Origin of the sequence: Nocardiopsis sp. Huas11 (assembly GCF_003634495.1) — a bacterium.
GTDB lineage: Bacteria > Actinomycetota > Actinomycetes > Streptosporangiales > Streptosporangiaceae > Nocardiopsis.
Map to the genome: position 1 here is coordinate 211,316 of NZ_RBKY01000001.1, position 15,675 is coordinate 226,990.

Sequence of the window (15,675 nt, forward strand, 5' to 3'; positions counted from 1 at the left end):
CATGAGAGCCCGATTCGTCATCCCCGTCCTCGCGGCGATCGTCGCCCTGGTGGCCTTCCTCTTCCCCGGGCCCGAAGCGCGAATCGGTCCGGGGACCGCCGTCCTCGTCTTCGTCGTGATCACGCTCCTCGGTTTCGCCGCCGTGTGGCTGCGCAGGTTCCCCCGCCGCGGGTTCATCCCCCCGGCGCCGCCCAGACCGACGGACGACAGGGTTCCCTTCGTCCTGCACGACCCGGCGGCGCCCATCGACCGCACACCCTCGATCCCCGGCCCCACCCCCGTGTCCGACCGCGCCGTGCCCCTCGCCGTGCCCCCGACTCCCGAACACGCCCGTGTGCTGGGCCTGCTGGCGTCCGCGCCGGACCGGCGCGCCTCGACCCCGGCCGCGGCGGACCTGACCGGGCTGCCGACCGAGCGGCTCGTCCCGCTGCTGGCCGACCTCACCCACGCCCGCCTGGTCGAGCGGGACGCCGTGGCCGACCTGTGGCGCGTCACCGGAGCGGGCGAGTGACCGGGTGCGGTCGAGGGCATCGAGCCCTCACCGCACGTGGCGGCCAGGCTGTGTGATTGACCGCGCGGGAAGACCTGGACGTGGCCGTCGCCGACATGGCGGCCGAGCGCACCGGACAGACCCCTCCGTTCGTGGACGGGGTGTCCCACACGCTGGACCACCTGCCGACCCGGGACGACCAGGTGACGGGCTCGCGCAACGCCGCCCGCCCTCAGGACGAGGACGGGGCGTGCGTGGTCGCGGCGGCTACTCCCCGGCCACGGCGTCCAGGGGGCCGCTGTCGGCGCGCTCGGGTGCCTCCTCGCCGCGCTGGCGTGCGGGCTCCCACCACCACCAGTGCGACTCCGGCACCCACGCGGGCACCTCCTCGCCGGTCACCGGGCTGGCCTCGCCCGCCACCTCGACCAGCGCGTCGTCGATACGCGGCAGCGCCTCCAGGTCGCCCGGGCGCAGGAAGGTCTCCCAGGGGACGAACTCCTCGCCCAGGATCTGCAGCATCGACCGCCGCCAGCACGCGGCCCGGTACCCCTCGTGCCGACCGTTCTCGGCCGCGGTCTGGCTGCGCACCACGTACAGGCCGAGCCGGTCGGGGTTGTTGCCCGACACCAGCAGTCGGGCGAGCGCGGCGTTGAGGTTCTGTCCGGCCGGCGACCGGCGCTCGGCGCTCGTGGTCGCCCGGTACAGCTCGAACAGCGCCGCGAACGCGTTGTCCATCAGCGCGTCGCGGTCCCTGCGTCGGGTCGCGCTCTCCTCGAACGCCGCCGTCACGTTCCTGGCCAGGCCGGACAGGTCCCTGCCCGCATCCGCACTCACCGACACACCGTCCCGTCCGCACCGTTCGTCATGGACGCCCTTCCCCGCGCGGTTTTTGCCCCACCTTGGCGATGATAATCAACCGGCCGAGCGCGACGACTCGCGGTGCCCGGTCGCCTTCGGTGCGTCCCCTCCCGCCGGGGGCCCGTCCAGGACACTCTCCAGGGTCAGGGCCCACTGGCGCACGATCCTGGCCCGCCGGGGCCCGTCGTCGGTGAGCAGGTTGGCCAGCCCCAGGCCGCGGGCCAGGTCAAGGGTGGCCTGCACGGTCTCGCGCACGCCGGGAACGGACTCGTCGGCGCCGAGCAGGTCCACCGCAGTCCGGTGCACCTCCCGTCCCATCCGCTCCTCCAGCGGCGTGATCCGCTCGCGCAGGACCGGATCGCTCGCGGCGGCCGCCCACAGTTGCAGGGCGGCACGGAAGTCCACGCCGCTGAACGCGTCCACGACCATCCTGACCACGGCCTCGGTGCGCCCGGGCCCTTCGGGGACGGCGGCCGCCCCGCGCCTGAGCTCCGCTCCGCGCCGGTCCAGCATGTGCCCCACGGCGGCCAGCGACAGGTCCTCCCGCGTGGGGAAGTGGTGCTGGGCGGCCCCGCGCGACACTCCGGCCTCCTCGGCCACGGCGCCCACGGTGGCCCCGGCCGCCCCGCGCTCGGCCAGCACGCACACGGCCGCGTCGAGCAGCCGGGCACGGGTGGCCCTGCTGCGCTCCTGCTGTGGTTCGCGCCCGGCGTCCACGTCGGCGCCCCTCCGTCCTGGTCTCAGTACGACTTGGGCAGGCCGAGGGACTGCTGGGCCACGTAGTTGAGCACCATCTCCCGGCTGACCGGGGCGATGCGTGCCAGGCGCGCGGCGGCGATCGCCGCGCCGAGCCCGTACTCGCTGGCCAGGCCGTTGCCGCCGAGGGTCTGCACGGCCTGGTCGACCGAGCGCACGCACGCCTCCGCAGCCGCGTACTTGGCCATGTTGGCCGCCTCGCCCGCCCCCGCGTCGTCGCCGGAATCGTAGCGGAGGGCCGCGTGCTGGGTCATCAACCGGGCCTGCTCCAGCTCGATCTTCACCTGGGCGAGGGGGTGGGCCAGGCCCTGGTGGGCGCCGATGGGCGTGTCGCGCCACACCCTGCGGTCCTTGGCGTAGGCCACCGCGCGGTCGAGGGCGTGGCGGGCCGAGCCGGTGGCCAGCGAGGCGGCCATGATGCGTTCGGGGTTGAGTCCGGCGAAGAGCTGGAGGAGGCCCGCCTCGGGGTCGCCGACCAGGGCGTCGTCCGGCAGGCGCACGTCGTCCAGGAACAGCTGGAACTGGTGGTCGGGGCTGACCAGGTCCATCTCGATGGGCCGGGCCTCGAAGCCGGGGGCGTCGGTGGGGACGACGAACAGGGCGGCGCCGAGCCGGCCGGTGGACTCGTTCTGGACGCGCCCCACGACCAGGACGGCGTCGGCGACGTCTACCCCGGAGATGAAGGTCTTGCGCCCGTTGAGCACCCACGCTCCGCCGTCCCTCCGGGCGGTGGTGGTGATGTTGTGGGCGTTGGATCCGGCGTCGGGCTCGGTGATGGCGAAGGCCATGATGGTCTCGCCGGTGGCCAGCCCCGGGAGCCAGCGCCGCCGTTGGCCGTCGGTGCCGAAGCGGGACAGCACCGTGCCGCAGATCGCTGGGGAGACGACCATCATCAGCGTGGGGCACCCGGCGGCGCTGAGCTCCTCCAGGACGGCGGCCAGGTCGCCGATGCCACCGCCCCCGCCGCCGTACTCCTGCGGGATGTTGACGCCCAGATAGCCCAGGTCGCCGGCGGCCCGCCAGAGGTCGGTGAGGTAGGCGCCCTCCTTGGCCCTGGCTCTGTAGTAGTCGGAGCCGTACTCGGCGGCCAGCGCGGCGACGGCCGAGCGCAGCTCGACGCGTTCGGCCTGCTCGTTGAAGGTCATGGCAGCGGTCACTGGTGCGACCCTTCGTGGTCGTGGGCGTCGTGGGCGTCGTGGTCGCCGTGGGCATCGTGGTCGCCGTGGCCGTCGTGGTCGAGTACGGCGAGGAGCGCCCCGGCGGGCACTCTCTGCCCCTGGGCGACCGGGAGTTCCCGGACGGCGCCGGCGGCGGGCGCGGTGACGCGGTGCTCCATCTTCATGGCCTCCAGACGCAGGAGCGTCTGGCCCTCGCGCACCTTCTCGCCCACGGCCACGTCCACGGCCGTGACGGTGCCGGGCATGGGCGCGGGCAGGGCGCCGGGGGTGACGGCGGGCGCGGGGACGGGGAGAGGGTCGACGGGGGTGAGGGCGACCGAGCCCAGGGACGAGTCGACGAACACCTCGCCGCCGGCGCGGTGGACGGTGAGGGTGTGGCGCAGGCCGTCGGCCTCCAGGACCACGTGGTCGGGGGCGGCGGCGAGCACGCGCACACCGGCCAGGTCGGGGACGGGGGCGCCGCGCACGGTGCGGTAGGCGGACGTCACACGGCATCCGGCGGCCGGTGTCGCGCCGCCCGTCCCGCTGACGTCGTAGCGGCGTGTGTGGGCCTGGGACGGCAGGTTGCGCCAGGCGGCCGGCACGCCCGCGGGGACGGTGGCGCCGGTGCGGGTCGCCTCGGCCTCGGCGAGGGCGGCCGCGAGCGCCGACAGGCTCCGCGCCGTGTGGTCGGCCAGCGGCTGGGCCAGGGCGGTGAGCCGGTCGCCGGTCAGGTGGCCGGTGTGCAGTCGCCCGGGGTCGGTCGGGGCCTCGGCGAACGCGGGATGGCGCAGGGCCCGCACCAACAGGTCGCGGTTGGTCCCGACCCCGTGGACGCGGGCGGAGGAGAGCGCGGCGATCAGTCGGCGCACGGCGTCGCGTCGGTCGCGGCCGACGGCGACGACCTTGGCGAGCAGGGGGTCGAAGTCGGTGCCGACGGTGTCGCCGGCCTCGACACCGCTGTCCAGGCGCACGCCCGGCACGGTGAGCGGGGCGCGGTGGGCGATGGCGGCGGGCACGTCGAAGGTGTGCAGGGTGCCGGTGCGCGGCCGCCAGTCGTCGAGGGGGTCCTCCGCGTACAGCCGCGCCTCGACGGCGTGGCCGCGCGGCGCGGGCGGCCCCTCCGCAGGCAGGGGCTCGCCCTCGGCGATCCGGATCTGCCATTCGACCAGGTCCAGCCCGGTCACGCACTCGGTGACGGGGTGCTCGACCTGCAGGCGGGTGTTCATCTCCAGGAAGACGGGCTCGCCCAGGGGGTCGGCGCCCTCCCCGACGGGCACGAGGAACTCGACGGTCCCGGCGCCCGTGTAGCCGATGGCGCGGGCCAGGCGGCGGGCCGCCCCGTGCAGGCTCGCGCGCAGGGCCTCGGGCAGACCGGGGGCCGGGGTCTCCTCGATCACCTTCTGGTGGCGGCGCTGCACCGAGCAGTCCCGCTCGCCCAGGGCCCAGACCGTGCCGTGGGCGTCGGCGAGGACCTGGACCTCGATGTGGCGCCCGCGTTCGACGTAGGGCTCGCAGAACACGGCCGGGTCGCCGAAGGCCGACGCGGCCTCGGCGCGGGCGGCGGCGGCCTCGGCGGGCAGGTCGGCGAGGTCGCGGACCACGCGCATCCCGCGACCGCCACCACCCGAGACCGCCTTGACCAGGACCGGCAGGTGCTCGGGGCGCACGTCGTCGGGGTCCAGGGCGTCGGCGACGGGCACCCCGGCCTCGCGGGCGACGACTTTGGCGCGGGTCTTGGCGCCCATCCGCTCGATGGCGTCGGCGTCGGGTCCCACCCAGGTCAGCCCGGCCGCGGTGACGGCGCGGGCCAGGGCGGGGCTCTCGGACAGGAAGCCGTAGCCGGGGTGGACGGCGTCGGCGCCGGACGCGCGGGCCGCCTCGACGAGGGCGTCGGGGTCCAGGTAGGCGGCGACCGGCCCCCGGCCCGCGGGGACGGGCAGACGGACCGCGGTGTCGGCCTCGGCCACGTGCGCGGCGGCGGCCTCCTCCGGGATGTCGGCGTACACCGCGACCGTGGCGATGCCCAGGGTGCGGCAGGTGCTCAGGACGCGTCGGGCGATCTCGCCGCGGTTGGCGACGAGCAGTGTGGTGACGGGGGTGGGGCGGTCGTTCACTGTGGCCTCACATGCGGAAGACGCCGAACCGGTCGGTGCCGGTCACGGGCGCGTTGTGGGCGAAGGACAGGCACAGGCCCAGGACGGTGCGGGTGTCGCGGGGGTCGATGACGCCGTCGTCGTAGACCCGGCCGGACAGGAACAGGGGCAGCGACTCCGCCTCGATCTGCCGTTCGACCATCTCGCGCAGTGCCGCGTCCTGGTCCTCGTCGAAGGGCTCTCCCCGGCGGGCCGCGGACTGGCGGGCGACGATCGACAGGACCTCGGCGAGCTGGCGCGGTCCCATGACGGCCGAGCGGGCGCTGGGCCAGGCGAACAGGAAGCGGGGGTCGTAGGCGCGCCCGCACATGCCGTAGTGGCCGGCTCCGTAGGAGGCGCCGATGAGGACGGAGAAGTGCGGGACGGTGCTGTTGGAGACGGCGTTGATCATCATCGCGCCGTGCTTGATGATGCCGCCCTGCTCGTACTCGCGGCCGACCATGTACCCGGTGGTGTTGTGCAGGAAGACCAGCGGGGTGTCGGCGCGGTTGGCGAGCTGGATGAACTGGGCGGCCTTGTGCGCCTCGGCGCTGAACAGCACGCCGTGGTCGTTGGCCAGGATGCCCACGGGGTAGCCGTGCAGGTCGGCCCAGCCGGTGACCAGGCCGCCGCCGTAGGAGGGCTTGAACTCGTCGAACCGTGATCCGTCGACGATCCGCGCGATGACCTCGCGCGGATCGACCGGCACCCGCAGGTCGGGCGGCATCACACCGAGGAGTTCCTCCGCGGAGTACAGGGGTTCGGGCGCGGGGCCGAGCGGGTGGTACTGCGCCGAAGGCGTCCGTAAGAGGGTGGAGCTGCGGACGAAGGCCGTCGTTTGAGGGTGGTGGTGGGTGACGGGAGGGACCGGGGGTCTTCGGTGGTTCAGGCGGGCGACGATCCGGCGGCCGATGCGCAGGGCGTCGTGCTCGTTCTCGGCGAGGTGGTCGGCGAGACCGGACACCTCGGCGTGCATGCGGGCCCCGCCCAGGGACTCGTCGTCGCTGTCCTCGCCGGTGGCCGCCCGGACCAGCGGCGGGCCGCCCAGGAACACCTTGGCGCGGTCCCGCACCATGACCACGTGGTCGCTCATACCGGGGATGTAGGCGCCGCCGGCGGTGGAGTTGCCGAAGACCAGGGCGATGGTGGGCACGCCGGAGGCGGAGAGCCGGGTCAGGTCGCGGAAGGTGCGCCCGCCGGGAACGAAGATCTCCTTCTGGGTGGGCAGGTCGGCGCCACCGGACTCCACCAGGCTGATCAGCGGCATCCGGTTGGTCTGCGCGATCTCGGCGGCCCGGGTCGACTTGCGCAGGGTCCACGGGTTGCTGGAGCCGCCGCGCACGGTGGGGTCGTTGGCGACGACGACGCACTCGACTCCGGAGACGACCCCGACGCCGGTGACGAGGCTCGCGCCGACGTGGAAGTCGGAGCCCCAGGCGGCCAGGGGGGAGAGTTCGAGGAAGGGGCTGCCCGTGTCCAGGAGCAGCTCGATCCGTTCGCGGGCCAGGAGCCCGCCCCGGGCCCGATGGCGTTCGACGTAGCGCTCACCGCCGCCGGCCAGGGCCTTGGCGTGTTCGGCGTCGATCTCGGCCAGCTGGGCGAGCATGGACTCGCGGGCCTCGGCGTAGGCGGGCGCGGAGGTGTCCAGGCAAGTGGGAAGAACTGGAGCCATCGGCTCTCCGTTGAGGGTGGAAGCCCCTTCCCCGCGAAGCGGGCCCCGGGGCGAAGGCGGGTGACGGGTGGGAAGTACTGGAGCCATCGGCTCTCCGTTGAGGGGAGTGGGGGTCATGGGCGCCGCCCCTCGCCGCCTGAGTCCGGCGGGGGCAGGAGGTCCTCGGGGATCAGGACGCGGCGGGCGCGCAGCCACTCCCCCAGGCCCTTGGCCTGCGGGTCCGGGCCCTCGCGCCGGGCGCTTCCGGGGGCCAGCAGCCCTTCGATCCAGAAGTTGGCGGCGTGCAGGTTCGGCAGCAGGTGACGGGTGATCTTCAGGTCGGCGGTCTCGGGCAGGAGTTCGCGCAGCAGGCCGACGGTCAGGGTGTGGGCCAGCCAGGGCCAGGACCGTGCGTCGCGCGCCCACACGCCCAGGTTGGCGTCGGCGCCCTTGTCCCCGCTGCGGGCGCCCAGCACCGCGCCCAGAGGCGTCTCGCGCAGGGGCGCCGCGGCGGGCGGGGGCGGCGGCAGCGGTGGTTCGGGGAGTTCGACGACCTCCCGGGTGCGCACCGGGTGGGGCACGGTCCTCTGGTCGCCGTCGGGCAGCACCACGGTGTGCTCGACCTCGGCGGCGGGGACCAGGGCGTGCGTGACGGCCACCCCGTCGGGCCGGGCCTCACGCGGGGGCGCGTCGAGGTGGAAGCCCGCGTAGCTCGCCAGCGCCAGTTCGACCGCGGCGGCGCCGAAGGTACGGCCCACCGTGGCGGGGTCGTGGTCGCGGGCGACCACGCGCAGACGGGCGGTCGCCGCCTCCTGCGTGGGGCCGTGCGGGTCCTCGGCGGGCACGAACTCGAAGCTCAGGTCGCCGGGGCGGCGGTGGTCCAGCGCCGCGCGCAGCTGGGCCTCGGCGAGGTCGGCCTTGGCGCGCGCGTCCAGGCCCGTGATGAGGAACTCGACGTCGTTGCGAAAGCCCGTGAGACCGGTCAGCCCCACCTTGAGGGCGGGCGGCGGCGCCTCCCCGCGCGTCCCGCTGAGGCGGACCCGGTCGGGCCCCTCCTGGGTGAGGCGGACGGTGTCCAGGCGCGCGGTCACGTCGGGACCTGGGTAGCGGGGGCCGGCGATCTCGTAGACGAGCTGGGCCGTGACGGTCCCGGTCGTGACCGCCCCGCCGGTGCCGGGGTGCTTGGTGATGACCGACGTGCCGTCGGCGTGGATCTCCGCGAGGGGGAAGCCGGGGTGGTCGAGGCGGTGGCCGGCGCGCACGAGGTCCTCCGCCCCGGCGTAGTTGCCGCCGGTGGCCTGGGCGCCGCACTCGATGACGTGCCCGGCGACGGTGGCCCCGGCCAAGCGGTCCAGGTCGGCTCCGGTCCAGCCGAAGTGGGAGATGGCGGCCCCCACGGTCAGGGAGGCGTCGGTGACGCGTCCGGTGACCACGATGTCGGCGCCCGCGTCGAGGCAGGCCGCGATGCCGAAGGCGCCCAGGTAGGCGTTGGCGGTCAGCGGCGATCCCAGGTGCAGCTCCTCCGCACGGTGCAGGAGGTCGTCTCCGGTCACGCAGGCGATGCGGGCATCGAGGCCGAGGCCCTCCGCGAGCTCGGTGAGCCGTTCGGCGAGCCCGCGGGGGTTGAGGCCGCCCGCGTTCGTGACCACCTTGATCCGGCGCTCCATGACGAGCGCGAGGCACTCGCCCATCTGGCGCAGGAAGGTCCTGGCGTAGCCGCGGGAGGGGTCGGCGAGTTGGTCGCGTCCGAGGATGGCCATGGTGAGTTCGGCCAGGTAGTCGCCGGTGACGACGTCGACCGGTCCTCCCTGGAGCATCTCGCGGACGGCGGCGATCCGGTCTCCGTAGAAGCCGGAGGTGTTCCCGATCCGCAGCGGGGGCGCTGGTGTCGCACTCATGGTGATGAGAGTGACATCGGACACACCAAAAAACAAGCACCCGTGATTGTTTTGCCCGAAGTGGTCACGGTATGGCCGAATGTGGCCACAGAGAGTGGATTACACCTCTCGGATGCGGGGAGAGCGGCACGGTAGTTTGGCGCCGTGAGTACCTCCAAGGAAGACACCAGCACCCCCGGCGAGGCCCCCGCCTCTTCCACCTCTCCCGACGCGTCCGACACGAGCGACACGTCCAACGCCTCCGACGCGAGCGGCGCCTTCGTCTCGGGCACCCCGGTCTCCCCCGTGCCCGCCCTGGGCGGGGTGTTCTCCGCCGAGAGCTTCAGCGGGCTGGGGCTGCTCCTGCTGGCGCCCGTCCTCGTGAACTCGCGCCTGTTCACGCTCTTCGCCTGGTTCGGCCTGACCGACGCCGGCACGGCCACGGCCGAGGAGGTCGCGCTCTTCAACGCCGAGATCACCGTGGCGGGCGGGCTCAGCGCCCTGGCGGTCCTGGTCGGTGCGCTGTCGTTGTTCCTGGGCAACGCCCGGACCCGAGCCTGGGCCCGGTGGGGCGCCTCGGCCACGGTGCTGGCGGGCACGGTGTTCGTCATCCTCGCCGTCATCACCCTGGTGAGCGTCCCCGCCGCCGGCTAGCCGGCGGACCGGAGGCGACGCCCCGGGGCCCCTCCAGATCCACGCTGACAGCCCGCGCGGGCGCGCGGTCGGGGCCGGGCGGCCGCGGCGAGGACCGACCACTCTCGGATGACCAGGCGATTCTTAGGCGTGGTTTACCGCGGGTGGTAGGTACGTTGGCGGCGTGAGTACCTCACCAGAAAACAACGGTCCCACTGACAACACACCGCAGCCCGACGAGGCCGCGGCACCCGCCACCGGTCCGGCCGCCGAGGCCGAGCCGGCCACCGCGGAGGAGGTGGCCGTTGAGGAGACGGACGCGACCGGCGAGGCGGCGACCGGACCCGAGGGAACCACGGTCGTGGCCCAGCCCGAGCCCCGTCCCGGCGGCGCGCTCTCCGCGGAGACCTTCAGCCTGGTCGCGCTCTTCCTGCTCATCCTGACGATGCTGTCGGGCCGGCTGGTCGAACTCTTCGCGACCGTGAGCTCCATCGGCGACCAGCCCGTCGCCGCCGCGCAGGTGGCCCAGCTCAACACGCAGATCACCACCAGCGGCGCGATGGCCGCCATCACCGTCCTCTTCGCGGTGCTGGCCCTGGTGCTGTCCGGCACCGGAACCCGCACCTGGGCCCGCTGGACGGCCACGGCGACGCTGATCACGGGCCTGCTGTTCGTCGCCGTCGCGATCGCGACCTACGTCATGGTCCCCGTCGGTGTGGAGCAGCCCCCGATGATGCCGATGGGCTGACCGCCCGACCCCACCCCGCTGCCCTGCCGGGCGGTGGGCCCGAGTCGTCCACAGGGCCCACCGCCCGGCTGGTCCCGCACGCGCGGACCCGGCAGACTGGAGGAGGGCCACACGGCGGGGCGATCCGGCGTCCCGCGCACGGGCAGGAGGCGACAGTGACGGTGTCCGAACCCCTGGTGCGCGACGAGTCCGTCGGCCCGTTCTTCGACCCGTCGCTGGATCCCCGCGTCATCGCCGCGCTCCGCGAGCGCTCCGACCGGCTCCCGCGCTCGAACGACACACGCGCCCGGCCGCGGCCGCCGCTCCTCACCCCAATCGCGATCACGGCCGCCGGTCTCCTGGGCACCGCGGCGCTCACCGCGACCGTCTTCTCCCTGACCGCCCATGTCCTGGCGACCCTGGCGGTCCTCAGCCTGGTCCTGCTGGCCGCGGGCGCCTACGCGGCGTTCAGCCGCCGGGGCCCGGTGCGGGGTCTGCTGTCGCTCATCGCCTCGGCGGCACTGGCCGCCCCGGCGGGCTGGCTGGGGACGACGGGCCTGGTCATCACCGTCACCTCGGTGGCCGCGCTGGCCGGTCTCACGGGCACCGTCCACCTGGTGCTGCGGCACCACGAGCGCCGACTGCCCGCGGTGTACCACGGCCACTACCTGGTGCCCCAGGACTTCGGCGCACCGGAACGCCGGCTTCTCGCACGCGTCGGCGAAGTCAGACGGGCCGTGGACGAGCACGCCCCGACCCTGGGAGCGCACTTCGACGGCGCCGGAGCCGCCCGGACCCTCGCCGAGCAGGAGTGGCGGCTGGCCCGGTTCCTGCGCACGCAGACGGAGCTGCGCGAGGACCTGGAGGCGCGCTCCCGCGCAGCGGTGTCCGCGACCGTCAGAGCGGCCCTGCGGCCCCAGGCGGAGGCGGTACGCGCCGCCATGGACATCGCCGAGCGGCGTGTGCGGGCCATCGGGGCCTACGGGGACCAGGTGTCCCTGGCCGCGCTCAAGCAGCGCGAGTGGGAACAGGTCGAAGGAACCCGCTTCCGCGATCACGCCTACGGTGACCACCTCGCCGACGCGGGTTCCCGGGTCGAGGACCGACTGGACACCACGGAGCTGCTGGCCGTCCAACAGGTCCGGGACGCGAGCGTGCGCGAGGCGGTCGAGGCCGGCCGCCGGCTCTCGCGCGCGCCCGGTCTCGGCTGAGGGAGTGGCGCCGCTTCGCCGGGGCAGGTGCGGCGAAGCCCTCGGCGGGTGGTCAGCGTGCCCTACGGCCGCCCCCGCGCAGTGCGACCAGGGCCAGGACACCGGCGGCGGAGGCCATGACCGCGCCCAGCACCCACCACCCCTGTGCTCCCGCGGCGAGGACCAGCGGTAGGGCGAGCGCCGAGCCCAGGATGCGCGCGACGGACCCGGCCATCCCGAACACCGCCTGGTACTGGGTCTGGAGGTCGTCCGGGGCCCGGCGCAGGGCCAGGTGCCAGGCGGCCGGCCCCGCCGCCACCTCTCCCGTGGTGAGCAGGACGATCCCGGCCAGGACCAGGGACGCCGCCACGACCGGCCCGCCCAGCGGCGCCGCCCCGAACAGCGCGCACGCGAGGAAGAGCGCACCGCCCGCGACCGAGGCGGAGACGGCGGCCCCCGTGTCGGTGCGCACCCGCGTGGCCCAGGGGGTCTGCAGCACCAGGACCTGGACCGTGTTGAGCCCCAGGGCGACCGCCGCCACCCACGCGGGTGCCTCCGTTCGCACACTCAGCCACAGGGGGAGGATCACCGACAGCACCGGCATGAACAGCTGGAGGAGCGCCGAAGCGCCGGTCACCGTGACCAGCCGAAGGTCCCGCAGCGCCCTCACGCGCGCGCCGCGGGGAAGGACGCCCGGCCGGGACTCGCGAGGCCCGATCCGGTCCGCCTCCGCCGGCAGGCCGTACAGCAGCACCGCGCACGCCAGGGCCACGACCGCGCCGCACGCATAGACCGAGAGGAACGCGGCCGGAGTCCCGACCGCCAGCACCACGGCCCCGACGACGGCGCCCGCACCCAGTCCCGCGTTGAGCAGCGAGTGCATGTGGGCGCGTACCCGCACCCGCCGCTCCGCCCCCACGCAGGAGGCCACCAGCGCGTGCCGCACCGCACCCGCACCCGCCTGGGCCACCACGAACACGACCGCGCCGACGGCGTAGGTCCACAATTCGCCGGCGCAGAGGTACACGACGAGGGCCGCGCCGATGAGGAGGCTGTGGGCGACGGCCGCGCGGCGTCGGCCGAACCTGTCCGCCGCCGCCCCCAGGAGCGGGGCCGACACCAGCGCACACACCGCGGCCAGGGCCAGGACCAGGCCGATCGAGGCGGCGGGCAGACCCACCCGGGTGCTGAAGTACAGCACCACCGTGGCCAGGACCGCTCCGTCGGTGACGGCGCTGATCAGCTGGACCGCGTACACGCGCCGCACCTGCGGCGGGAGCGGCTCGGGGGTCGGCCGACCCGCTGCGGGGTCGTCGGCTCGGGTCATCACGTTCATGTGTGCGACGCTAGGGAACGATCGGCCCTGGTCTACAGTCCACATTCGTGAAGCGAACATGGGCCATTGCGGGAATCGACCTCCACCTGGAGATCAGCGGGACACGGGTGTCGCGTTCCCTGACGGAGGCGATGCGCGCCGCCATCGCCGACGGCAGGTGGGCGGCCGGTACGCGTCTGCCCTCCTCACGCACACTCGCGGCCGACCTCGGGATCGCGCGCAACACCGTGGCCCAGGTCTACGAGCAACTGACCGCCGAAGGGTGGCTCGACGCGCGGGTCGGCGCGGGGACCTGGGTACGGGGCCACGCGGCGCGTCCGTCCGGGCGCGCACGGGTACCGGAGACGACCCGCCCGGAGCTGGACCTGCGCGCGGGCGTCCCCGACACCTCGGACTTCCCCCGGCAGGCGTGGACGGGCGCGACGCGGCGGGCGCTCGCGCACGCACCGGCCGACGCGTTCGGCTACACCGACCCGCGCGGTGTCCCGGTCCTGCGCGAGCGGTTGGCCGCCTACCTGGCCCGGGCACGCGGTGTGCACGCCTCGGACGCGCACCTGGTCGTGGGACACGGATTCGGCGACCTGCTCGCCCTGGTCTGCCGCTCGCTGAGGGAGCGGGGCGCACGGGTGGTCGCGGTGGAGGAGTACGGGCACGGGCGGCACCGGCGGATCATCCGGGCCCACGGGCTCGACACGGTCACGGTGCCGGTGGACGAAAACGGCGCCGACGTCTCCCGGCTGGAGGAGTGCGGCGCCGACGCGGTCCTGCTCACCCCCGCCCACCAGTTCCCCACCGGTGTGCCCCTGTCCGCGGAGCGCCGGGGGCGATTGGTGCGGTGGGCGCGGCGCACCGGTGCGCTGATCGTGGAGGACGACTACGACGGCGAGTTCCGGTTCGACCGACGCGCGGTCGGGGCGCTCCAGGCCCTGGCTCCGGACCACGTGCTCTACGCGGGGACCGCCAGCAAGGCGCTCGCGCCCGGGGTCGGGCTGGCGTGGGCGGTGGCGCCACCGCCGCTGCTGCCCGCGCTGATGGAGACCCGTGAGACGACGGGCGGCGGCCAGGACGCGGTCAACCAGCTCACGCTCGCGGAGTTCGTCCGCGGCCACGACTACGACCGCCACGTGCGGCGCCTGCGCCACCTGTACCGATCGCGCCGGGAGGCCGTGGACGCCGCCGTCGCCGAACGCCTTCCGGACTGCCGGGTCACCGGCCTGCGCGCGGGGCTGCACTGCCTGGTCGAACTACCGGACGGCACGCGGGAGGACGTGGTCGAGGCCGAGTCCGCCCGGCGCGGGCTCGCACTGGAGGGGCTCGGACGGTTCGCCGACGGCTCGGCCGTGACGGGGGCACGGCGCCCGGGCGTGGTCATCGGTTACGGAGCCCCGCGCGCCCACCGGTTCCGGGACGCGCTGGCGGTGGCGGTCGCCGCCATCCGTGCCGCCCGCGTCGGGCGGTGACGGTCCTGGAACCCGACCGCGCGCGGGGCCGCGCCGGACGCCCGGTCCGGCGCGGCCCCGACCGGACCGACGCGAGGTCAGGCGATGCGGTCGATGACCAGGGGGCTCTCCTCGAAGGGAACGTCGGCCCCGATGTCGAAGGCGCCCTCCAGGGCCTGGGCGGCGCGGTCGAAGCGCTCGGGCTCGTCGGCGTGCAGCGTGAACAGCGGCTCGCCCGCCCCCACCGCCTCCCCGGGCTTGGCGTGCAGGGTCACCCCCGCGCCGAAGGACACCTCGTCCTCCTTGCGGGCCCGCCCCGCGCCCAGGCGCCAGGCGCACAGCCCCACCTGGTAGGCGTCCAGGCGGGTGAGCGTCCCCGAGGAGGGGGCGAGCACCACCCGGCGCTCGGCCGCCTCCGGCAGGGGCGCCGCGGGGTCGCCGCCCTGCGCCCGCACGAGGGCCTCCCACGAGGCCAGTGCGCTGCCGTCCCGCAGTGCCTCGGCCGGGTCCTTGACGCCGTTCTCGCCGGGCGTGAGCCCCGCCGCGGCCAGCATCTCGCGCGCCAGCTCCACGGTCAGCGCCACGACGTCGGCCGGGCCGCCGCCGGAGAGCACCTCCACGGCCTCGGCCACCTCCAGCGCGTTGCCCACGGCGCGGCCCAGCGGCGTGCCCATCTCGGTGAGCAGGGCGACCGTGCGCACCCCGTTGTCGTTGCCGATGTCGACCATCGTGCGGGCCAGTTCCCGGGCCGAGGCGACGTCCTTCATGAACGCGCCCGATCCCACCTTGACGTCCAGGACCAGCGACCCGGTACCCTCGGCGAGCTTCTTGCTCATGATGGACGCCGCGATCAGCGGGATGGACTCCACGGTGCCGGTGACGTCGCGCAGCGCGTAGAGCCTGCGGTCGGCCGGGGCCAGCCCGGGTCCGGCCGCGCAGATCACCCCGCCGGTGGCGTCCAGCACCCCGCGCATCTCCTCGGGCGAGAGCTCCGCGCGCCACCCGGGGATGGACTCCAGCTTGTCCAGCGTGCCGCCGGTGTGGCCGAGCCCGCGCCCCGACAGCTGCGGCACGGCGGCACCGCAGGCGGCGACGGTCGGGGTGAGCGGCAGCGTGATCTTGTCGCCCACGCCGCCGGTGGAGTGCTTGTCGGTGGTGGGCCGCCCCAGGTCGGAGAAGTCCAGCCGGTCGCCGGAGGCCAGCATCGCCAGGGTCCAGCGGCTGACCTCGGCCCGGTTCATCCCCCGCAGGTAGATCGCCATGGCCAGTGCCGACATCTGTTCCTCCGCGACCTCGCCGCGGGTGTAGGCGCCGATCACCCAGTCGATCTCCTCCGGGCTCAGCTCCGCCCCGTCGCGCTTGGCTCGGATGACCTCGATGACGTCCATGTCCTGTGCCCTTCTTGAACGGAAAAGGGCGTCCTCCC

General features: G+C 74.7%; 13 protein-coding genes. 5 read left to right on the forward strand and 8 right to left on the reverse strand.

The features are described 5' to 3' along the window. Window position 1: 1 nt before the first annotated feature. Window positions 2-511, forward strand: a complete 510-nt coding sequence (locus tag DFP74_RS00910) for a hypothetical protein (RefSeq protein ID WP_121179960.1) — start codon at window positions 2-4, stop codon at window positions 509-511. Between the two features lie 246 nt (window positions 512-757). Here DFP74_RS00910 and DFP74_RS00915 read toward each other — a convergent pair whose 3' ends face one another. The 6 genes from DFP74_RS00915 to DFP74_RS00940 form a co-directional block, all read right to left on the reverse strand. Then, a complete protein-coding gene (locus DFP74_RS00915) occupies window positions 758-1,330 on the reverse strand; it encodes a hypothetical protein (RefSeq protein ID WP_121179961.1) in 573 nt (190 codons plus the stop codon). Window positions 1,331-1,402: 72 nt separating this feature from the next. Then, window positions 1,403-2,065 carry a TetR/AcrR family transcriptional regulator gene (locus tag DFP74_RS00920; RefSeq protein WP_121179962.1) on the reverse strand — a complete coding sequence of 221 codons (663 nt, stop codon included), beginning with the start codon at window positions 2,063-2,065 and terminating at the stop codon, window positions 1,403-1,405. A 23-nt stretch (window positions 2,066-2,088) separates the two neighbouring features. Continuing rightward, window positions 2,089-3,261, reverse strand: coding sequence for an acyl-CoA dehydrogenase family protein (locus DFP74_RS00925; protein WP_121179963.1), 1,173 nt, complete (start codon window positions 3,259-3,261; stop codon window positions 2,089-2,091). Beyond that, window positions 3,258-5,378: a biotin carboxylase N-terminal domain-containing protein gene (locus tag DFP74_RS00930; RefSeq protein WP_121179964.1), complete on the reverse strand. Its 2,121-nt coding sequence runs from the start codon at window positions 5,376-5,378 to the stop codon at window positions 3,258-3,260. The genes DFP74_RS00925 and DFP74_RS00930 overlap by 4 nt, the downstream gene beginning before the upstream one ends. 7 nt (window positions 5,379-5,385) lie before the next feature. Next, window positions 5,386-7,068 (reverse strand): acyl-CoA carboxylase subunit beta, encoded by a 1,683-nt coding sequence (locus DFP74_RS00935; RefSeq protein WP_121179965.1) that lies wholly within the window; start codon window positions 7,066-7,068, stop codon window positions 5,386-5,388. A gap of 113 nt (window positions 7,069-7,181) precedes the next feature. Then, window positions 7,182-8,945, reverse strand: a complete 1,764-nt coding sequence (locus DFP74_RS00940) for an acyclic terpene utilization AtuA family protein (protein WP_233570749.1) — start codon at window positions 8,943-8,945, stop codon at window positions 7,182-7,184. Window positions 8,946-9,089: 144 nt separating this feature from the next. On the opposite strand from DFP74_RS00940, the gene DFP74_RS00945 reads away from it, so the two are divergent. The 3 genes from DFP74_RS00945 (at window position 9,090) to DFP74_RS00960 (ending at window position 11,495) form a co-directional block, all read left to right on the forward strand. Further along, window positions 9,090-9,578, forward strand: coding sequence for a hypothetical protein (locus DFP74_RS00945; protein WP_121179967.1), 489 nt, complete (start codon window positions 9,090-9,092; stop codon window positions 9,576-9,578). Between the two features lie 163 nt (window positions 9,579-9,741). Further along, entirely contained in the window at window positions 9,742-10,305 is a 564-nt protein-coding gene (locus tag DFP74_RS00955; RefSeq protein ID WP_233570750.1) for a hypothetical protein, read from the forward strand. 161 nt (window positions 10,306-10,466) lie between these two features. Next, complete coding sequence (locus DFP74_RS00960; RefSeq protein ID WP_147453794.1) at window positions 10,467-11,495, forward strand: hypothetical protein; 1,029 nt, start codon at window positions 10,467-10,469, stop codon at window positions 11,493-11,495. Between the two features lie 52 nt (window positions 11,496-11,547). On the opposite strand, the gene DFP74_RS00965 is transcribed toward DFP74_RS00960, so the two are convergent. Further along, window positions 11,548-12,810: an MFS transporter gene (locus DFP74_RS00965; protein ID WP_121179969.1), complete on the reverse strand. Its 1,263-nt coding sequence runs from the start codon at window positions 12,808-12,810 to the stop codon at window positions 11,548-11,550. Window positions 12,811-12,857: 47 nt separating this feature from the next. Here DFP74_RS00965 and DFP74_RS00970 point away from each other — a divergent pair, with 47 nt between their 5' ends. After that, complete coding sequence (locus tag DFP74_RS00970; RefSeq protein ID WP_233570751.1) at window positions 12,858-14,270, forward strand: PLP-dependent aminotransferase family protein; 1,413 nt, start codon at window positions 12,858-12,860, stop codon at window positions 14,268-14,270. A gap of 77 nt (window positions 14,271-14,347) precedes the next feature. Here the strand turns inward: DFP74_RS00970 and DFP74_RS00975 are convergent, their stop codons facing one another. Next, window positions 14,348-15,637 carry a thymidine phosphorylase gene (locus DFP74_RS00975; RefSeq protein ID WP_121179970.1) on the reverse strand — a complete coding sequence of 430 codons (1,290 nt, stop codon included), beginning with the start codon at window positions 15,635-15,637 and terminating at the stop codon, window positions 14,348-14,350. Window positions 15,638-15,675: the final 38 nt, after the last annotated feature.

Coding starts and splice junctions, on each gene's coding strand:
- DFP74_RS00965 (WP_121179969.1), bottom strand. CDS start 12,810: ATGAACGTGATGACCCGAGCCGACGACCCCGCAGCGGGTCGGCCGACC.
- DFP74_RS00935 (WP_121179965.1), bottom strand. CDS start 7,068: ATGGCTCCAGTTCTTCCCACTTGCCTGGACACCTCCGCGCCCGCCTAC.
- DFP74_RS00910 (WP_121179960.1), top strand. CDS start 2: ATGAGAGCCCGATTCGTCATCCCCGTCCTCGCGGCGATCGTCGCCCTG.
- DFP74_RS00940 (WP_233570749.1), bottom strand. CDS start 8,945: ATGAGTGCGACACCAGCGCCCCCGCTGCGGATCGGGAACACCTCCGGC.
- DFP74_RS00975 (WP_121179970.1), bottom strand. CDS start 15,637: ATGGACGTCATCGAGGTCATCCGAGCCAAGCGCGACGGGGCGGAGCTG.